Origin of the sequence: Reichenbachiella sp. (genome assembly GCF_039969095.1) — a bacterium.
Lineage (GTDB): Bacteria > Bacteroidota > Bacteroidia > Cytophagales > Cyclobacteriaceae > Reichenbachiella.
Genome location: NZ_JBDVOL010000015.1, coordinates 211,679 through 229,179, shown reverse-complemented (window position 1 = coordinate 229,179; position 17,501 = coordinate 211,679). Strand labels below are relative to the sequence as shown.

The 17,501-nt window shown below is 39.0% G+C and carries 18 protein-coding genes; 8 read left to right on the top strand and 10 right to left on the bottom strand.

What is annotated here, in order from left to right:
• Window positions 1–25: 25 nt before the first annotated feature.
• The 3 genes from ABJH98_RS16350 to ABJH98_RS16340 are packed head-to-tail and all read right to left on the bottom strand — an operon-like array spanning window position 26 to window position 1,968.
• Complete coding sequence (locus tag ABJH98_RS16350; RefSeq protein ID WP_348308777.1) at window positions 26–865, bottom strand: phosphatidate cytidylyltransferase; 840 nt, start codon at window positions 863–865, stop codon at window positions 26–28.
• Window positions 846–1,052, bottom strand: a complete 207-nt coding sequence (locus ABJH98_RS16345) for a hypothetical protein (RefSeq protein ID WP_348308776.1) — start codon at window positions 1,050–1,052, stop codon at window positions 846–848. Before ABJH98_RS16345 ends, ABJH98_RS16350 begins: the two co-directional genes overlap by 20 nt.
• Window positions 1,045–1,968 carry a CPBP family intramembrane glutamic endopeptidase gene (locus ABJH98_RS16340; protein WP_348308775.1) on the bottom strand — a complete coding sequence of 308 codons (924 nt, stop codon included), beginning with the start codon at window positions 1,966–1,968 and terminating at the stop codon, window positions 1,045–1,047. Before ABJH98_RS16340 ends, ABJH98_RS16345 begins: the two co-directional genes overlap by 8 nt.
• Before the next feature lie 81 nt (window positions 1,969–2,049).
• Here ABJH98_RS16340 and dusB point away from each other — a divergent pair, with 81 nt between their 5' ends.
• Genes dusB through ABJH98_RS16325 form a run of 3 tightly spaced genes read left to right on the top strand, consistent with a single transcriptional unit; the run spans window position 2,050 to window position 4,768 of the window.
• A complete protein-coding gene (dusB, locus tag ABJH98_RS16335) occupies window positions 2,050–3,048 on the top strand; it encodes a tRNA dihydrouridine synthase DusB (RefSeq protein WP_348309099.1) in 999 nt (332 codons plus the stop codon).
• A complete protein-coding gene (locus ABJH98_RS16330) occupies window positions 3,045–3,932 on the top strand; it encodes a DMT family transporter (RefSeq protein WP_348308774.1) in 888 nt (295 codons plus the stop codon). Before dusB ends, ABJH98_RS16330 begins: the two co-directional genes overlap by 4 nt.
• 5 nt (window positions 3,933–3,937) lie before the next feature.
• Window positions 3,938–4,768 carry a lysophospholipase gene (locus ABJH98_RS16325; protein ID WP_348308773.1) on the top strand — a complete coding sequence of 277 codons (831 nt, stop codon included), beginning with the start codon at window positions 3,938–3,940 and terminating at the stop codon, window positions 4,766–4,768.
• Window positions 4,769–4,814: 46 nt separating this feature from the next.
• Here the strand turns inward: ABJH98_RS16325 and ABJH98_RS16320 are convergent, their stop codons facing one another.
• The 6 genes from ABJH98_RS16320 to ABJH98_RS16295 all read right to left on the bottom strand — a co-directional run bounded on the left by ABJH98_RS16320 (window position 4,815) and on the right by ABJH98_RS16295 (window position 9,550).
• Window positions 4,815–5,159: a nucleotide pyrophosphohydrolase gene (locus ABJH98_RS16320; RefSeq protein ID WP_348308772.1), complete on the bottom strand. Its 345-nt coding sequence runs from the start codon at window positions 5,157–5,159 to the stop codon at window positions 4,815–4,817.
• The gene (gene dtd, locus ABJH98_RS16315; protein WP_348308771.1) at window positions 5,159–5,611 is read right to left on the bottom strand and encodes a D-aminoacyl-tRNA deacylase; all 453 of its coding nucleotides are present in this window, start codon (window positions 5,609–5,611) and stop codon (window positions 5,159–5,161) included. The genes ABJH98_RS16320 and dtd overlap by 1 nt, the downstream gene beginning before the upstream one ends.
• Entirely contained in the window at window positions 5,583–6,290 is a 708-nt protein-coding gene (locus ABJH98_RS16310; RefSeq protein WP_348308770.1) for an NAD-dependent epimerase/dehydratase family protein, read from the bottom strand. Before ABJH98_RS16310 ends, dtd begins: the two co-directional genes overlap by 29 nt.
• A 165-nt stretch (window positions 6,291–6,455) precedes the next feature.
• Window positions 6,456–6,713 carry an ATP synthase F1 subunit epsilon gene (gene atpC, locus ABJH98_RS16305; protein WP_348308769.1) on the bottom strand — a complete coding sequence of 86 codons (258 nt, stop codon included), beginning with the start codon at window positions 6,711–6,713 and terminating at the stop codon, window positions 6,456–6,458.
• Window positions 6,714–6,721: 8 nt separating this feature from the next.
• On the bottom strand, window positions 6,722–8,227 hold the full coding sequence (gene atpD / locus ABJH98_RS16300; protein WP_348308768.1) for a F0F1 ATP synthase subunit beta: 1,506 nt from the start codon (window positions 8,225–8,227) through the stop codon (window positions 6,722–6,724).
• A 105-nt stretch (window positions 8,228–8,332) separates the two neighbouring features.
• Window positions 8,333–9,550: a HAMP domain-containing sensor histidine kinase gene (locus ABJH98_RS16295; protein ID WP_348308767.1), complete on the bottom strand. Its 1,218-nt coding sequence runs from the start codon at window positions 9,548–9,550 to the stop codon at window positions 8,333–8,335.
• Between the two features lie 123 nt (window positions 9,551–9,673).
• Between ABJH98_RS16295 and ABJH98_RS16290 the strand changes: the two genes are divergently transcribed.
• The 5 genes from ABJH98_RS16290 (at window position 9,674) to ABJH98_RS16270 (ending at window position 16,709) form a co-directional block, all read left to right on the top strand.
• Window positions 9,674–11,965 (top strand): patatin-like phospholipase family protein, encoded by a 2,292-nt coding sequence (locus ABJH98_RS16290; protein ID WP_348308766.1) that lies wholly within the window; start codon window positions 9,674–9,676, stop codon window positions 11,963–11,965.
• 61 nt (window positions 11,966–12,026) lie between these two features.
• Window positions 12,027–12,746 (top strand): OmpA family protein, encoded by a 720-nt coding sequence (locus ABJH98_RS16285; protein ID WP_348308765.1) that lies wholly within the window; start codon window positions 12,027–12,029, stop codon window positions 12,744–12,746.
• A 46-nt stretch (window positions 12,747–12,792) separates the two neighbouring features.
• Window positions 12,793–14,829 carry an OmpA family protein gene (locus ABJH98_RS16280; RefSeq protein ID WP_348308764.1) on the top strand — a complete coding sequence of 679 codons (2,037 nt, stop codon included), beginning with the start codon at window positions 12,793–12,795 and terminating at the stop codon, window positions 14,827–14,829.
• 49 nt (window positions 14,830–14,878) lie between these two features.
• Complete coding sequence (locus tag ABJH98_RS16275; protein WP_348308763.1) at window positions 14,879–15,814, top strand: LysR substrate-binding domain-containing protein; 936 nt, start codon at window positions 14,879–14,881, stop codon at window positions 15,812–15,814.
• A gap of 58 nt (window positions 15,815–15,872) precedes the next feature.
• Window positions 15,873–16,709: an alpha/beta fold hydrolase gene (locus ABJH98_RS16270; protein WP_348308762.1), complete on the top strand. Its 837-nt coding sequence runs from the start codon at window positions 15,873–15,875 to the stop codon at window positions 16,707–16,709.
• Window positions 16,710–16,981: 272 nt separating this feature from the next.
• Here ABJH98_RS16270 and ABJH98_RS16265 read toward each other — a convergent pair whose 3' ends face one another.
• Entirely contained in the window at window positions 16,982–17,428 is a 447-nt protein-coding gene (locus ABJH98_RS16265) for a hypothetical protein (protein ID WP_348308761.1), read from the bottom strand.
• Window positions 17,429–17,501: the final 73 nt, after the last annotated feature.

The window sequence follows — 17,501 nt, the reverse complement described above, 5'->3', positions numbered from 1 at the left end:
AACAGGATTTACCCTCAATATTCACTCATTCTTGCACAAAAAACTTCAAGAAAATGATGATGAATGGAATGGATAACAATAATCCATCGAATCTATCCAGAAAGCCACCATGACCAGGCAACCTTCGCCCTGAATCTTTGATGTCCATACTCCTTTTAAACAGCGATTCAACCAAATCTCCGTAGGTACCTGTAATTACAGTAATGATAGAAATTACTATCCAATGCCAAAGTTCTAAATCTGTAAAATAGAAAGACATGCCAATAGCAAAAGCCAATGACAGACAAGCTCCTCCTACGCTCCCCTCCCAAGATTTTTTAGGGGAGACTCTTTCAAAAAGTTTTCTTCTACCGAATTGGATGCCTGCAAAGTAAGCCCCTGTATCACTCGCCCAAAGAATTAAAAAGATACCAATGATGATTTGATAGCTATAATGATCCAAAATAAATGCCGCTACACTGAGAAGTGAAAATGGTAATGCGACGTAGATTATTCCTAGGAAGGTAAAGGCAATATTGGTAAATGGTTTCTTTTCGTCTTTTTTATAAAGCTTGATAAAAAAGATCGTGGAACTGAATGGCAAAATCATGAAAAAGGCATCAAAATGTAACGTTCCTTTTTCCACTAAATAAATCATGGTGTATAAAATGACGCCCATGATGGTACCAAAGGTCCGAAGAGGCACTATGCCATTGGCTATAATCAACTTATAAAACTCCCACTGAGTCAACACACAAAGGATGAGGAAAACAACAAAAAAGCCATATTCATGAAAAGCGATTGCAAATAAGACGACGAACGCTCCTATTAATCCGGTGACCAATCTTTTAGCGAGGTCTGAAAACTTACTTGAATTCGATGTCATTCTCTATGATCTTAATTGCCCTGAGTACATGGTCAGGTGCTACCAATACTTCAAAATGGCCAAACTGGTAGGCGGCGTCTTTTTTATTGACCATTACTGGCTGAAGCCCAGAATCCTGAAGCACTGCGACGACGATGTCTGCGCGATATTCATGTTTGTCTGAAAAAACTTTTTGCCAATTACTCATTTTTCAAATTATCTGTAATATGAAATTGTTTTCTGAACAAAACAAACAGAATCCCTCCAATAATTACGTAAGCTAATGTTGACCAAATAGACATGGATTCGGTACTTTCAATATCAAATTCCACTACGCCTTGTTGAAATAAGTAGATCATCAGTAGTGTCAACCCATTATTCACAAAGTGCGCAATGGACGCATACCATAGATTTCCTGAATAATAAAAAAGATAACCAAAAAATGCACCCAGAGCCATCCTGGGAACAAACCCATAAAACTGCATATGAAAAGCACTGAAAAACATGGCGGTTACCCAAATGGCCACATGAGGGTTACCCCAGACTCTTTGCAAATATTTTTGTATCAACCCTCTAAAAAGTAACTCCTCGCCAATAGCAGGCACCACTGCCACTACTAGCATTGTCAACAAGAAATAAGGAAAGGAATAAAAATCAGTCAGGTATTCAGTCATCAATTTCCCCTGCTCTTCCATTTGATCAAAAGTGGCAGCCAAGCTCTCAGGAAACTCAACACTCATATTCCACTCAATCAACAAGCTATTGACTACCATCAAGGACATGGTCAACCCTATTGTTATGGCAATAGCATTAAGATTGATAAACTTGGAATGAAAATAATTATCAAGTCGGCCAGACTCAAATTTTCTAATAAACAGGGCTGGCACAACTATGAAGCTCAGTACCGCTGAAACGCCTTGAACGGTTAATAAGACCAGCTGTCCTGAAGGGTCTGTATTTCCTGACGCTATATTTCGCATAAACTGATCAAATGAAATCCCCAAAGCTTCTACTCCAATCAGCATGAAAACCATAGGCGCCACTAAATAAGTACCTAGACTTAGCAATACTAGTAACAACAATAATGAGAGTGGGCTTCGGTTACTATGTAGTGAATTGGCCATAAATGGATTAAATTTGCAGCAAAAATGATCGGATATTTGGAATAAACAAAAATTACACTCCGATTGCCCAAAGAAAATACAATGGTAAAAATTGGCGATATAGAATTAGGAGACTTCCCGCTTTTGCTAGCGCCTATGGAAGACGTAAGTGATCCTCCATTTCGTGCGGTATGCAAAGAAAACGGAGCTGACCTGATGTATACAGAATTTATTTCGTCAGAAGCACTCATTCGAGATGCAGCCAAGAGTATTCAAAAACTCGACATTTACGACTACGAACGGCCCATCGGCATTCAGATTTTTGGTGAAAAAATAGAATCCATGCGTGAAGCAGCCGCAATTGCTGAGGAGGCCAATCCCGAACTGGTTGACATCAACTATGGCTGTCCGGTGAAAAAAGTAGCGTGTAAAGGCGCTGGTGCTGGCATCTTACTGGACCTTCCTAAGATGCAAAAAATGACTGAGGAAATCGTGAAACGCGTGAGTAAACCCGTGACAGTCAAAACTCGCCTGGGCTGGGATCATGACACCATCAAAATTGTAGAGGTAGCTAAACGCCTACAAGATGTTGGCATTCAAGCGCTCAGTATACACGGAAGAACCCGACAACAGATGTACAAAGGCGAGGCAGATTGGAACCCAATTGCCGAAGTCAAGAACCATCCTGATATTCATATTCCCATTTTTGGTAATGGCGACATAGATTCTCCACAAAAAGCCAAACAATATCGTGAACAATATGGTGTAGACGGCATTATGATCGGCCGTGCAGCCATCGGAAATCCTTGGATTTTCAATCAGATCAAACACTACTTCAAAACTGGAGAAGAGCTTGCTCCTCCGACTTTGTCAGAAAGAATGGATGCGGTTCGTAGCCATTTGAAATTCTCTATTGAATGGAAAGGAGAGAAAAAAGGGATTTTCGAAATGCGACGTCACTACACCAACTATTTCCGTGGAATTCATGGATTTAAACCTTTCAGAGCACGATTGGTTGAATCCCCAACATTTGAAGCTACCTCGAGTATCCTCGACGAAGTAGAAGATGTCTTTCAGAATGCAAGCTTGGTGACTCAATGAGTGAAGACCAAAATTCGCCAGGGCTTGTCTCTTGGCTGTTACTCATTCTGTTGGCATTAATATGGGGGAGCTCATTCATTCTGATCAAAAAAAGTCTCTTGACTTTCTCTGCTGGTGAAGTCGGTACGCTTAGAATGTTTATTGCCTTTATAGGGTTGTCCCCTTTCGCTATTCCAGTTCTGAAAAAGATCGATAGTAAAAAATTGCCTACTCTTTTCTTAGTTGGGTTTGTAGGCAGTTTGCTGCCTGCTATTTTATTTGCCATTGCTCAAACTCAACTCGAAAGTGCGATCACCGGAGTGATTAATGCGATGACTCCCGTATTTGTCTTGCTGATCGGTTTGGTGTTTTTTCACCACAAAATCAAAACTGTCAATGCCATAGGAATTGCTATTGGTTTTATGGGTTGTTCATTCATCATGTTGGGTGGTGCCTATTTTGATTTGTCAGGTGTCAATCTTTATGCGCTGTTTGTAATAGCTGCTACCATCATGTACGGCATCAGTGTTAATCTGATCAAACACTTTCTTACGGATATTCGCTCTATCCATATTACAGCCATTTCTTTCACTTTGGTGAGTCCGATTAGTTTAGGCTATCTGCTTATCGCAACAGATTTTTTGGATAAAGTTGGCACAGACCCGCAGTTCTTGTCTGGTTTAGCTTACGTCTCTACGCTTGCATTAATCGGTACAGCGATGGCACTAGTTATTTTCAATAAATTGGTGAAAACCGCCTCTCCCATTTTCGCTAGTTCGGTCACTTATGTGATCCCGATTGTAGCCATTGGCTGGGGATTGATCGATGGCGAATTGCTCAATGTTTATCAGATCGTTGGAATTGGGATTGTATTGGTGGGTGTCTATCTTGCCAACAAAAAATAATCTGAATGGAAGAAGTAGAAAATTTCATCCTTACGGCAAAAGATGGTACTTCATTATATGGACGTGAATGGCTCGTTAAGAATCCTAAAGCAGCGATTTGCTTAGTTCATGGTTTGGGTGAGCACATTGGAAGATATGAGCACGTCGCTCAATTTCTTAATGACAACCAGATTTCTTTTTTTGCTACAGACCTTCGTGGACATGGGCAATCCGAAGGCAAGCGTGGTCATACGCCATCACATGATATGCTACTGGACGATGTAGAAGAGCTGTTGATGTATGCACGCGCAGAGTACAATGACACACCACTCTTTCTCTATGGTCATAGCCTGGGTGGTAATATTGTCAGCAACTACGTCTTAAAAAAGAACACCAATGAATTAACAGGTGCTATCATCTCTTCACCTTGGCTTGCTCTGGCCCAAGAGCCGCCCAGTTGGCAGGTTAACATGGCGAAATTTGTTTCCAAGTTCTTACCATCTCTGACCCAGTCCAACCAGCTAGATATCAATAATCTAACCAATGATGATGAGGTTAATCAAGCTTACAAAAACGACCCTTTGGTTCATGGTAAAATATCTACTCGGCTTTTTACAGAAGCTTATCGTGAAGGGCTTTGGACTTTGGAAAACACGCACAAGAATAAGATTCCATTATTGATCTATCACGGTACCGAAGACCCAATTACTTCGCCTAGTGCTTCAAAAGCATTTGCTCAAAATATCGGAGAGGCTGCTACTTACTTTCAATGGGAAGGCATCAAGCATGAGCCTCATAATGATGTAAAGAAGGAAGAACTGTTGGAGATGATTTTGGGGTGGGTTTCAGCTCATTAGTAAACTTAGCAGCTTGTTGGTCACAAGACCTGCAAGCAACCCCGTTCTAATTCTCCGGCGGCTTCTGTTTCCAAAGCTTTTTGTTTTCCTTGTGGCGCTTGGAGTCTCGTTTGGTTTTCTTTTGCACGTTTTTCTCTAGGGCTTTGGTCAGGTCTATGCCAGTTTGATTGGCTAAACATATCACTACCCAAAACACATCCGCTAGTTCGTCTCCCAAGTCAGCCTCTGCCTCTTTGTCTTTGAAGGACTGATCGCCGTACTTGCGGGAAATGATACGGGCCAATTCGCCTACCTCCTCAGTCAGCACAGCCAAATTGGTCAACTCGCTGAAGTAGCCTCCATGCTTTTTGATCCAATCATCTACTAGTTCCTGTGCTTCTTCTATGGTCATCATCGTTTGTTTTTGGAGTCGATCATAATCGTTACCGGCCCATCATTGGTCAAACTCACTTTCATATCTGCTCCAAACTCACCAGTTTGAATAGATTTTCCCAATTCCATTTCCAGCTGCTCGATAAACTTCTCGTATAACGGGATGGCAATTTCTGGTTTGGCTGCTTTGATGTAGGATGGACGATTGCCCTTCTTCGTACTGGCATGCAAAGTAAACTGGCTGATGAGTAAAATATCACCCTCCACGTCCAGCACACTTTTATTCATGATTCCAAACTCATCATCAAAGATTCTGAGATTACAGATTTTGCGAGTAAGCCAGTTTATGTCTTCTTGACTATCTGCCTCTTCGATGCCAAGCAGAATCATCAACCCTGCCTCGATTTGCCCTACTACTTCATGATTGATTTGTACTGACGCTTCAGACGTCCGCTGTAACACTGTTATCACCTTTGTATTCTTTGGTGTGTGCTATTCGTTTCATTTCGAGTGGCTTGTGTACGTGTGTACCTGTCTCACCACTCAAGGCCACATAGAACATAGATTTCGCTACTTCAGCGCCTTCAATTGCCCAAAATTTCAATCGTGAGCCTATTATAAAGAAGGACAATACACCTGAAGCCACTTTAGCCAATTCTTCCCAAAGTCTAAAATTCTTTCTATAGCCCAATAAAAGGGAAGGCTGGAATATATGTAACGCTCTAAGATTCAATTCTTTTAAGGCATCTTCTACCTGACCTTTTACGGCGTTATAGAAAAGCCCAGATTGGGCATTTGCCCCGTAGGATGAAACGACATGAAACTGATCACAGGCAGGATCTTCCTTAGACATTTTTGCCAGCTCCATTACATAAGTATAGTCGACTCGATAAAATGCTTCTTTCGACTTAGCCACTTCCATGGTAGTCCCTATGCAACAATAATAATCGTTGGCTGAAATTTTATCTTTATAGTTGGCTAGGTCATCAAAACTGATGAGCAGCTCTTCGATTCGATTATCTTTCACCCCAGGAGAACTCCTCCCTACAATTAATATTTTCGAGTAATGATCATTCTCTAAAAGCACGTTTAAGAGCTCTCTGCCAACCAAGCCGGTGGCGCCTACGATCAATGCTGTTCTGCCTGACATGTAATTCTAATTAGTAGTCGTTTAAATTAGATTAGATAGTTGGTCAACAAGATACAAAAAAATTCATAAACCGATGAGCTATTTTGAAGCCTGATAGAATAGATTAGGCACAAAAAAAGCCATGAATTAAAATTCATGGCTTCCCTTATATTTTTACACCTGACTTTACTCTCCGATAGACTCGGCTAATACTAAAATTTTGTTGTTTAGTACTTCGACCACTCCGCCATCGATACTGAAATGTATCTCTTCGGTTTTCTTGTCATGCAGTTTTATGATCTTTACGTCACCTTTCCCTACAGAACTAACCAAGGGGGCGTGATCGTTAAGAACCTGAAACGAGCCGTCGCTTCCAGGAAACATGGCAGATTCTACCTCTCCTTCAAAAACGTTTTCGTCTGGTGTGATTATTTCTAAATACATAGTCTGAATTATTTAGCTTCAGCCAATAATTTTTCGCCTTTTTCAACCGCTTGCTCAATTCCACCTACTAAGTTAAAGGCAGCTTCTGGCAAGTGATCCAATTCACCATCCATGATCATATTAAATCCTTTGATGGTGTCTTTAATATCAACCAATACGCCTTGCAAACCGGTAAACTGCTCTGCTACGTGGAATGGCTGCGAAAGGAATCTCTGTACCCTTCTTGCTCTATGTACTACTTGCTTGTCTTCATCAGACAATTCGTCCATACCAAGAATAGCAATGATATCCTGAAGTTCTTTATATCTCTGAAGAATCTCAATTACTCGCTGTGCACATCCGTAGTGCTCAGCTCCTACAATCTCTTCAGACAAAATTCTAGAAGTAGAATCCAATGGATCCACCGCTGGGTAAATACCTAGCTCAGAAATTTTTCTTGAAAGTACTGTAGTCGCGTCCAAGTGAGCAAATGTAGTTGCAGGAGCAGGGTCAGTTAAATCATCAGCAGGTACGTAAACAGCCTGAACTGATGTAATAGATCCTCTCTTTGTAGAAGTAATTCTTTCCTGCATAGCTCCCATCTCAGTAGCCAACGTAGGCTGATAACCTACCGCAGATGGCATACGACCTAAAAGTGCAGACACCTCAGATCCAGCCTGTGTAAATCTAAAGATGTTATCGACGAAGAAAAGAATATCTTTTCCTTCTCCTTCACCATCACCATCTCTGAAGTATTCCGCTACCGTAAGACCAGAAAGTGCCACTCTAGCTCTTGCCCCAGGAGGCTCGTTCATCTGACCGAAAACGAAAGTAGCTTTCGAATCACCTAATGCTTTTTTATCTACTTTAGAAAGATCCCATCCGCCTTCTTCCATAGACTTCAAGAAGTCGTCACCGTAGTTTACGATACCAGACTCAATCATCTCACGAAGCAAATCGTTTCCTTCTCTTGTTCTTTCACCAACACCAGCAAATACTGAAAGTCCACCGTGTCCTTTGGCGATGTTGTTAATCAATTCCTGAATCAAAACCGTTTTACCAACACCAGCACCACCAAACAAACCAATTTTTCCACCTTTTGAATAAGGCTCAATCAAGTCAATTACTTTGATACCTGTAAATAATACTTCTGTAGAAGTAGACAAGTCTTCAAATGCAGGAGCTGGTCTGTGAATAGGCAGAGACTTTTCTCCTTTTGGCTGCTCAATACCATCGATGGCTTCACCGATTACGTTGAACAAACGACCTTTAATATCTTCTCCGATAGGCATAGTAATTGCCGCGCCAGTATCGATAACTTCCATACCTCTGGTCAATCCTTCGGTACCTTCCATCGCGATAGTTCTAACTCTGTCTTCGCCTAAGTGCTGCTGGCATTCCAACACTACTTTTTGTCCATTTTGTTTGATTACGTATAACGCATCCAAAATATTAGGAACTTTAGCACCATCAGCTTCGAAGCTTACGTCAACTACTGGGCCAATTACTTGTGTGATTTTACCACTATTTGCCATTTCTTGATTGTTTATTTCAATGAAAAATTGTGTCCTGTTTTTTCAAAGTGCGAAGTTAAGGTAATAATTAGTTTTTCCCCAAGTATCGCATTTCTTTTTAATTGATTATGATTTTAATGAAATTCTGAAGGTGGTTCCACGATTCACATCCGAACGTTTTACATGGATTTTTCCTTTATGATAGTTTTCTATAATCCTTTTAACTAATGTCAATCCAAGTCCCCATCCACGTTTTTTGGTGGTATACCCAGGTTGAAAGATTTTTTGAATTCCGGCTTTTGTCATGCCCTTGCCCGTGTCCGAAATATCTATTATCACATGACCTTCATTTGCTTTCAATACTTTGATATGAATCTTGCCTTCTCCTCCCATGGCATCCACAGCATTTTTACAAAGGTTTTCTATAACCCATTCAAAAAGTGGTTTGTTTATGTTTGCTTCCAGATCTCGATTTGGGAAACAAACCAGCGTGAATTCCACTCTAGTGGAAATTCTCCTTTTCAGATAGCTCAATGTCTCTTCTATCAAATCGTATACATTGGTGCTTTCAAGAATGGGTTCTGAGCCAATGTTTGAGAACCGCGAAGTAATCATATTCAGGCGCTCAACATCCTTTTCCAATTCAACGATCATGTCCATGTCTTTGAGCTTTTCGTCGGACTTGAGGTATTCCACCCATGCCATCAACGATGACAAAGGCGTGCCTAGCTGGTGCGCTGTCTCCTTGGCCAAACCGACCCATACTTTATTTTGTTCGGCAGTTTTAGAATAATTGAAAATCAAAAAGGCGATCATGCCAAAAATACCTATAACAAAAAGCTGTGTAAGTGGATAATATTTGAGCTGAGTTAGGAGCAATGAATTTTTATAATAAATGAATTGATATCCCGTAATACTCCCGTCTCGCCTAAGTGTGACCAACAATGGCTCATGTTCCTCTTCCATTTCACGAATTTCTTTTAGCAAAATTCGATTGCGTTCTTTTCTGGTGGCTGCCTTATCTGCAGCAGCGATGTTTTTATATTCCAAAGGATTACCCAATTCATCAGCCATCACCACGGGTATAGACTTATTAGAAAGGATGATTTCGTCGAATATAAAATTGAGATCGGAGTTATTCTCTTGGTTAGCAAAGTACTCTAAAGTATTTGCATATAATGCGATCAGCTTCTCTTCTCTTGACTTGATTTGTTCAACCAGCACATTGGTATAATAAATCGAAACGATGCTAATAACTATAGAAATAGCCAAAACCACCCATTTAAACTTGGATCGGTTTCTGTATAAATCGAGTTGTGTGCTGTCGTATAATTTGGAAGCCATGTATTATGAGTGCCTACGCGGCAAATATAGGATTTGAATCAGCTTTGTCTAGTTTATTTTAATAAATAAAGCCCTCATTCCATTGGTTTGAGATATTTTTAAGCAAGACAACCAAAATCAACTATGTATTCACTTTTAGTGAAGCCTTTGCTTATTATTTTTCTCTTTCTAATTCCCTTTGCTATAAATGCCCAAAAGGTAGCACTAGTCTTAAGTGGCGGCGGAGCAAAAGGCCTTGCTCATGCTGGAGTACTAAAAGCACTCGAAGAGCATAATATTCCAATCGACTATGTGATGGGGACTTCTATGGGAAGTATAATAGGTGGCTTTTATGCGGCAGGCTATACGCCAGATCAGATCAAAAATTTAGCCTTTTCGCAAGACTTGCAAGATTGGGTGGATGGTGTGATTGATGAAAAATATCAATACAGTTATGATGAAAATCTTCCTGATCCTTCTTGGCTTAAGGTTAAGTTGAATTTTGATTCTGCATTTGAATCCAGCATTGACCCTTCGCTAGATAGAGACTTTGTCTTAAATATAAATCTTGCCCAGCGTCTTCAGCACGCCTCTTATGTTTGCCATGGAGACTTTGACAGTTTATTCGTTCCTTTTCGGGCCATGGCCTCGAATATTTTTATGGAGAAACAAGTCATACTTGACAGTGGTGTGTTATATGAATCTATACGGTCTTCAATGGCCATTCCATTACTTTATAGACCGGTCAGAGTAAATGGCGAATTGCTTTTTGATGGCGGTGTTTATAATAATTTTCCGATTTCAACTGCCAAAGATGAGTTTAAACCCGACGTCGTTATAGGTGTGAATGTTGGAAGTAAAGTTTTGAAAGAATACCCCAAGGATAACGATGAAGAATTGTTAGCAGAATCACTTCTGTTTTTCATGTTAAACAAAGGAGACCCATCAAAACTTGACAGTACTGATGTTTTTATTGATGTCAAACTCTCTAAATATAGCACCCTTGATTTTGAAAAAGCGAAAGAGATCTATGAAGTAGGATATCAAACTACGATTAATCAGATTGAAGAAATTCAAAATAAAATAAATCGTCGAGTCAATGCAGCCACATTACAAGAAAAAAGAGTTGCCTTTCTAAACAAACCCATGCGACATTATTTCGACACAGTAGAGGTAGATGGATTCAGTGAAAAAACATCTCAATACATCACCAGCATATTTGATAAAGACAAATCGTTCGAATTTGAGCAGGCAAAAAAGGCATATTTCAGGTTGATTGACAATGACTATTTTATCAATATATTCCCCAGCTACTCTAATAATGGGCGATATGCGTTTCGACTTTCCGGCAATCCTAATCCAAGACTCAAAGCAAAAATTGGAGGAAGTCTCACTTCTCGAAATATTTCATTCATGTACTTAGGATTTGACTTCAAAAGGCTCTCAAGAATATTAGAAGAGTACGAAATAGATGTTTTCGCGGGGCCATTTTATGAATCGCTATATTTCAAGAACAGACTTACATTGCCTGGTAAAAGACCCTTCTCTTTTGGGCCAACGATAACGCTCAATCATCGGGATTTTTTAAACTTAGCAGACTATCTATTAGGCGAACCAGATTTAACCATATTGGATCGTGTGGACAGGAAAATGGGATTGTTTTTTGGTTTCCCTTTGAACAGAAAGTATGGATTAAGTGCAGAGGCTTCTTATATCCTGAACAAGGATAAATTCAGTAATGAGACTCAAATCAATACAAATGAAAATTTTGATGAACTAGAATTAGAAGGTTTAAGGCTTGAAACAAGACTCTACCACGACAATCTAAATTATCCTCAATTTGCCTCGTCAGGGTCTAAACTTGAAATTGCTCTTAATCAGTTTATTGTAGAAAGCAATTATATACCAGGAACAACTTCCTCTATTAATGCCTCTGTCGAGAATGTAAATTGGTTTGCGGCAAAAATCGCCTCGGAAAAGTATTACAATTTTGGTAGAACATATAGTCTTGGCACTGTAGTAGAAGCACAATATTCAAATCAACCAGCATTGGGAACCACTTCTAGCACTATTATCAACTCCACTGGCTTTTATCCATTACAGGATAGTAAAACTATTCTTTTAGAAAATTTCAGAGCGCGTCAATTCGTCGCTTTAGGCCTAAAAAATGTATGGTCACTTAGTAAAAACCTACAATTCAGACTTGAAGGATATGTCTTTAATGACACAGAATATCTGGTTGGGGCAAACAATGAATCTCCTAGTTTCCACAGGGATTGGATAAACCCGTCTTATGCTGCTACTTCTGGTTTTGTTTATCACTCGTTTATTGGCTCATTAGGGATTCATGTCAACTACTATGACGATGCCCAACATCAGTGGGGAGCATTGCTCCATATCGGTTATTTGCTATTCAATGATCATTCCTTGGAGTAAATTTTTAAATTATTGTAAATTACATTCTATCAATCCTTTGATGAAAAGATCTACTTGAATTATGAAAATAACAAGCTTTATAATTTCGCTTTGTTTCTTTGCCTTCAACCTAATTTTATTTTCCTCAGAAAATGCTCAAGCTCAAGCGCATGAGGAAGGTACGCTGATACGAGTCACAGGTACCGTACTAGACAATGAATCTAGAACCCCACTCATAGCGAATGTCTTTTATGAAAAATTGCCTTACTACGATGACATGGGGATTGCTGCAACTAATCAGCAAAATGGTGTTTATGAACTCTATATGCTTGAAAACCTCAAATACATCATAAATGTAAAAGCAGATGGATATAAAACTATAAGCGAGGAAATAGAAATTAAGGACAATGGCACCCAATTGATAGAAAAGAATTTTATCATGGAGCCCGATCAGGCACATGAAAAATTCGACCTTCACAATTTGATTTTTGCCAGAGGCAGAGCCGTCATTGATGAATCGTCCTATACTGAGCTTAATGATTTTGTTATTTGGCTAGATGAACGACCAAGTGTAAATATTCAACTTGAAGGCCATACAGATTTTCAAGGTAATGCAGACGCCAATTTGAAATTGTCTCAGGAACGAGTGGATGCGGTGAAAGAATATCTTACTAAAAAAGGTGTGAAAAAGACTCGAATTCAAACTAAAGCTTTTGGAGGAACCCAGCCATTGAGCAGAGAAAGAACAGATGAAGCACGCACTGCCAATCGACGAGTTGAAGTTAGAATCTTGAAGCAATAAAAAATTGAATATATTTATTACCACCTATAATAAATTATTATCCTCAATGAGAAACATTATCACTGTATTCGTTGCTGGCCTAATCTCCTGTAATTTATATGCACAAGAAACTGTAAAGTGGGCATCGGAAGTCATGCATGTGACCTCAGAGACCACTGCCCTACAGTACTCGGCAAGCCAAGCTTTGCATGCACCCAATGTGTATCCAAAAGGCGGAGAAAGCCCAAATGCTTGGAGGCCAGCTCAGCCAGACAATGACGAATACATAGTAGTAAAATTTGATGCCCCTATTCGAGCACAACAAATTGCTATTGCTGAAACAGAAAATCCTGGTGCTATTTCCAAAGTCTTTGCATACGATTCTCTCGACAATGAGTATTTGATTTTTGATCTAAATCCAAGACCAATCCCACTTCAAAGCAGGCTTTTAAATTTATTTTTTGAAAAAACTCCGTATCGCATCGCTTATATAAGAGTGGATATAAAAGGAGGCAATGTGCCTGGTTTTAATAGTGTAGATGCGATAGGTCTTTCTGCTTCCAATATTCCTATAAGTGTTTTGATTGATTTGGCTAAAAATGTAAACCAAAATTTAGTGACTGAACGATTGAGTGAAAATGTAAACAGTCAATATTTGGAGCAAAGTCCAATTCTTTCTCCTGATGGCAAAACGCTGTATTTCAGCCGGAGAGCTCACCCTGATAATGTCGGAGGTGTTGATGATTATGAAGACATTTGGTATTCGGAATTAGACGAAGAAACTCAAGAATGGCTACCTGCTAAAAATTTGGGGCCACCATTAAATACCCCTGGCCCAAACTTCATTTGTTCAATTACTCAAGTCGAGGGTGAAACAGTTCTTCTACTTGGAAATAGATATGAAAAAAGAGGACGAATGGCTCAAGGAATATCAATGAGTAGAAGTAAAGGAGATGGGAAATGGGAAAAACCAACCAACTTAAATGTTGAAAATGATTATAACTATTCTGAAAAGGTAGACTACTACATGAGTACAGATACAAAAGTGATTTTGATGGCCATAGAGCGAGACGACACTTATGGAGATAGAGACATTTATGTTTCATTTGTTCAACCTAATGGTGATTTCAGCGAACCTAAAAATCTTGGCAATGTAGTTAACTCAGCGGATGTGGAAAGTGGGCCATTTCTCCATCATGATGGTGAAACACTTTACTTTTCATCTAAAGGTTTTAGAGGATATGGAGGAGCAGATATTTATGTGTCAAAACGCCTCGACGAATCTTGGACCAATTGGTCTAAGCCTGAGAATTTAGGTAAAGGAGTAAACGGCCCTGACGATGATACTTACTTTAATATCCCAGCAACTGGTAGGCATGCTTATTTCACTAGAGGTCGCGCAGATGAAAATACAGATGTTTTTAGGTTTCGTGTGGATGAACTATTTGTTGAGCCAACAGACGAGCCTGAACTTGACCCAACAGAAATTTTTGTCACCATTCATGGCAAAGTATTCGATTCCAAAAGTAGCTTACCTATTGTAAGTAGTGTATTTGTAGAAAGGTTACCAGACGGTATTACAGTAGGAAGTGCAGAAACAAATGAATATGGTGAATTTGTGTTTAAAGTGAGGCCTGGCGCCACCTACGGTGTACTTGCAGCCAAGGATGGTTATCTTTCTCAAAGTGAAAATATTGATTTGAATGAAGTAGTTGAAATTACCGATATTCAAAAAGATCTATTTCTTTCTCCTATCGAAAAAGGTGTAGCCATTACGCTCAATAATATTTTCTTTGAATTTGATAAATCCGATTTGAGGACCTCTTCCTATGCAGAATTGGATCGAGTATTGAAATTGCTTGTCGACAATAAGATCAATAGTATAGAGATTTCTGGTCATACAGACGCAGTAGGAGATGATGACTATAATTTAGATTTGTCCCAAAGACGAGCATGGTCAGTCTATAGCTTTTTTATAGCCAATGGCATTAGCGCTTCCAGACTTGAATCTGTCGGATATGGAGAGACATTGCCTCTAGCACCAAACGATACGGCTGATAACCGTAGAAAAAATAGGCGCGTAGAATTCAAAATAATTGACTAAAATTTAAGGCTCGATATTCGAGCCTTTTTCACTTTATATTTTAATTCCATTGACACTAGTACAACTCGAATATATTATCGCCCTAGATAATTACAGACATTTCGCCATAGCAGCTGAAAAATGTTTTGTCACGCAGCCGACCTTAAGTATGCAAATACAAAAGCTGGAGGACACGCTTGGTGTCATTTTATTTGACAGAAGCAAGCATCCCATTGCACCAACAGAGATAGGTGTTCAAATTCTTGAACAAGCAAGAAAAATCATTGCAGAATCAAAGAAAGTGAATGAAATCATAGATGACGAAAAACACGACATAAAAGGTGATGTTAGAATTGGTGTAATACCAACATTAGCCCCCTATCTTGTGCCACTTTTTATATCGTCCTTTATAGAAAAATACCCGAAAATAAACCTTCAGGTAAGTGAACATATGACCAGTACTATGCTGGACCTACTGAAAAAGGATCAAATTGATATAGGACTCATGGTGACGCCTTTGAATGAAGAAAGCATGAAAGAGAGTCCCTTGTTTTACGAAGAATTTTTTGCTTATGTCTCTCACAGACATCCAATGTACGATCTTAAGAAAATTGATTCATCAGAACTAAATAACGAAGGCTTATGGATTCTAGATGAAGGACATTGTTTTAGAAGCCAAATGCTCAATATATGCAATGCTAAAAAAGCTGACCGTTATAACAATCGGGTGCTTTACGAAAGTGGCTCATTAGAATCTCTAAAAAAACTAGTTGATCGTCGTGGAGGGTATACCTTGCTCCCAGAACTTTTTACTCTTGATTTGAGCAAAGATGAGCAGACGAAACTCCGTAAGTTTTCTGATCCGGTACCTACCAGAGAAGTAGGACTCGTAGTTAAAAAAAGCTATGCCAAAAAGAAACTATTGGAAGCCATGCATCAAGAAATACTCGCCAACCTTCCCCCAACTATGGTCAGTAGAAAAAACACCAAAGTAATAAAACTATAAGTTAACTTCCTCGACTCTTCTATTTGGGTTGTTAATCCTTTTCCAGTAACTTTTAGTAATGGAAAAGTATATCTGGATTGGTCTTGGTTTGTACTTTTTCCTATCAATTCTAATTTATCTGGTTCAGGAGTATTTCATGTTCCACCCTGAGAAACTACCTGAAGACTTTGAATACAAATACGAAGAGCCATTTGAAGAACATTTTTTCGACGTGGAAGAAGGGGTTCGAATAAATGGACTGCATTTTAAAGTCAAAGAACCCAAAGGCATAGTCATCTACTTTCATGGCAATACAAGAAGTATAAAAGGCTGGAGTAAATATGCAAGAGACTTCACTAGAAGTGATTATGAAGTTTTGTTGATTGATTATAGAGGGTTTGGGAAAAGCACTGGACAACGTGCAGAGAAGGCCATTTATAAAGATAGCCAATATGTTTATAATCAAGTTAGATCATGGTATCCTGAGGAAAAAATTATTATTTATGGGAGATCCATGGGTTCAGGATTTGCAGCTAAGCTCGCTTCTAAAAACACACCTAAAATGCTCATCCTGGATGCTCCATATTATAGCCTCTCCCAACTCACTTCCCGCTGGCTTTTTTTCCTTCCTTTGTCCATTTTACTCAAATATCACATCCGAACTGACATCTGGATCAAGTATGTAAGGTGTCCAATTTACATTATTCATGGTACAAAAGATGGGTTAATTCCATACCGCTCTAGCGTAAGATTACGTAAGGAGGCGCCATTGACCACTCGATTGATACCCATCCATGGGGGCAAACACAATAATCTCACTTCATTCAGTGAATATCACAACCATTTGGATGAAATCCTACAAGGGAAATACGATTTAATATTCGATAAATCGCTAAAAGATTTCCTAGATTTTTAAGTATATTGAATACAACAACATGATGATTAAATGACCCAGGTGCAATTTCTGAACATGTCCCTAGGGGAGCAGGTTCAACATATTTATAAAAATGGAGCATTCATTACCGATATCAGGTACTATGAATATAAGGTAAATTTATTCTTATTAAATGGAAATTATTTTGAGGTTTTCATCAATCACAAATCGGTTGAGATTACTAAGATATCTCCGCTCAATTATAAGTCAAATAGAATATTTTTCTACCTCGATCAGGTGAAATTACCCAAGACTCAAGCTTGATCAATTTCCAGTCTGTGAGCTAATTTTCGAATGGCCTCTTCTTCTTCATCAGAAATTCCATCGGTGATGTTGGCAAAGAGGTACATCGTTTCCATAATAAATTCCTGATCCATTTTATTTCCTTGAATGGACGCATGAAGGGCATTTAAAAATTTCTTACTCCATTTGTCCACATTATCCAGAAGATATCTAATTTCTGTTCGAAAAGACATTGCAATCAAATCTCGATCATCGTCTGGTGACTTCACAAATTCTGCTGAAAGCCCTCTTGTAGCCATCACAATACCATCCCACTCTTCCTGATCTAATTTGCCATCACTCATGCAAACCAATAAGGCAGGATATAATTTGGCCAAATAATTGAATTGGTCTTCAGGAATTTTGATCTTCCGAGATTTGATGTATTCAATATAAAGCTGATGAAGTTGTGGAGTCATAGGGATTCGAAATCAATTGATGAATTCTAAAGATAATACCTAAATAGAAGAATTTGGGCATCAATTTGAAGTA

What these genes read in the sequence shown, in the direction of transcription:
- ABJH98_RS16350 (WP_348308777.1), bottom strand. Translation starts at nt 865, where the DNA reads ATGACATCGAATTCAAGTAAGTTTTCAGACCTCGCTAAAAGATTGGTC.
- ABJH98_RS16345 (WP_348308776.1), bottom strand. Translation starts at nt 1,052, where the DNA reads ATGAGTAATTGGCAAAAAGTTTTTTCAGACAAACATGAATATCGCGCA.
- ABJH98_RS16340 (WP_348308775.1), bottom strand. Translation starts at nt 1,968, where the DNA reads ATGGCCAATTCACTACATAGTAACCGAAGCCCACTCTCATTATTGTTG.
- dusB (WP_348309099.1), top strand. Translation starts at nt 2,050, where the DNA reads ATGGTAAAAATTGGCGATATAGAATTAGGAGACTTCCCGCTTTTGCTA.
- ABJH98_RS16330 (WP_348308774.1), top strand. Translation starts at nt 3,045, where the DNA reads ATGAGTGAAGACCAAAATTCGCCAGGGCTTGTCTCTTGGCTGTTACTC.
- ABJH98_RS16325 (WP_348308773.1), top strand. Translation starts at nt 3,938, where the DNA reads ATGGAAGAAGTAGAAAATTTCATCCTTACGGCAAAAGATGGTACTTCA.
- ABJH98_RS16320 (WP_348308772.1), bottom strand. Translation starts at nt 5,159, where the DNA reads ATGACCATAGAAGAAGCACAGGAACTAGTAGATGATTGGATCAAAAAG.
- ABJH98_RS16310 (WP_348308770.1), bottom strand. Translation starts at nt 6,290, where the DNA reads ATGTCAGGCAGAACAGCATTGATCGTAGGCGCCACCGGCTTGGTTGGC.
- atpC (WP_348308769.1), bottom strand. Translation starts at nt 6,713, where the DNA reads ATGTATTTAGAAATAATCACACCAGACGAAAACGTTTTTGAAGGAGAG.
- atpD (WP_348308768.1), bottom strand. Translation starts at nt 8,227, where the DNA reads ATGGCAAATAGTGGTAAAATCACACAAGTAATTGGCCCAGTAGTTGAC.
- ABJH98_RS16295 (WP_348308767.1), bottom strand. Translation starts at nt 9,550, where the DNA reads ATGGCTTCCAAATTATACGACAGCACACAACTCGATTTATACAGAAAC.
- ABJH98_RS16290 (WP_348308766.1), top strand. Translation starts at nt 9,674, where the DNA reads ATGTATTCACTTTTAGTGAAGCCTTTGCTTATTATTTTTCTCTTTCTA.
- ABJH98_RS16285 (WP_348308765.1), top strand. Translation starts at nt 12,027, where the DNA reads ATGAAAATAACAAGCTTTATAATTTCGCTTTGTTTCTTTGCCTTCAAC.
- ABJH98_RS16280 (WP_348308764.1), top strand. Translation starts at nt 12,793, where the DNA reads ATGAGAAACATTATCACTGTATTCGTTGCTGGCCTAATCTCCTGTAAT.
- ABJH98_RS16270 (WP_348308762.1), top strand. Translation starts at nt 15,873, where the DNA reads ATGGAAAAGTATATCTGGATTGGTCTTGGTTTGTACTTTTTCCTATCA.
- ABJH98_RS16265 (WP_348308761.1), bottom strand. Translation starts at nt 17,428, where the DNA reads ATGACTCCACAACTTCATCAGCTTTATATTGAATACATCAAATCTCGG.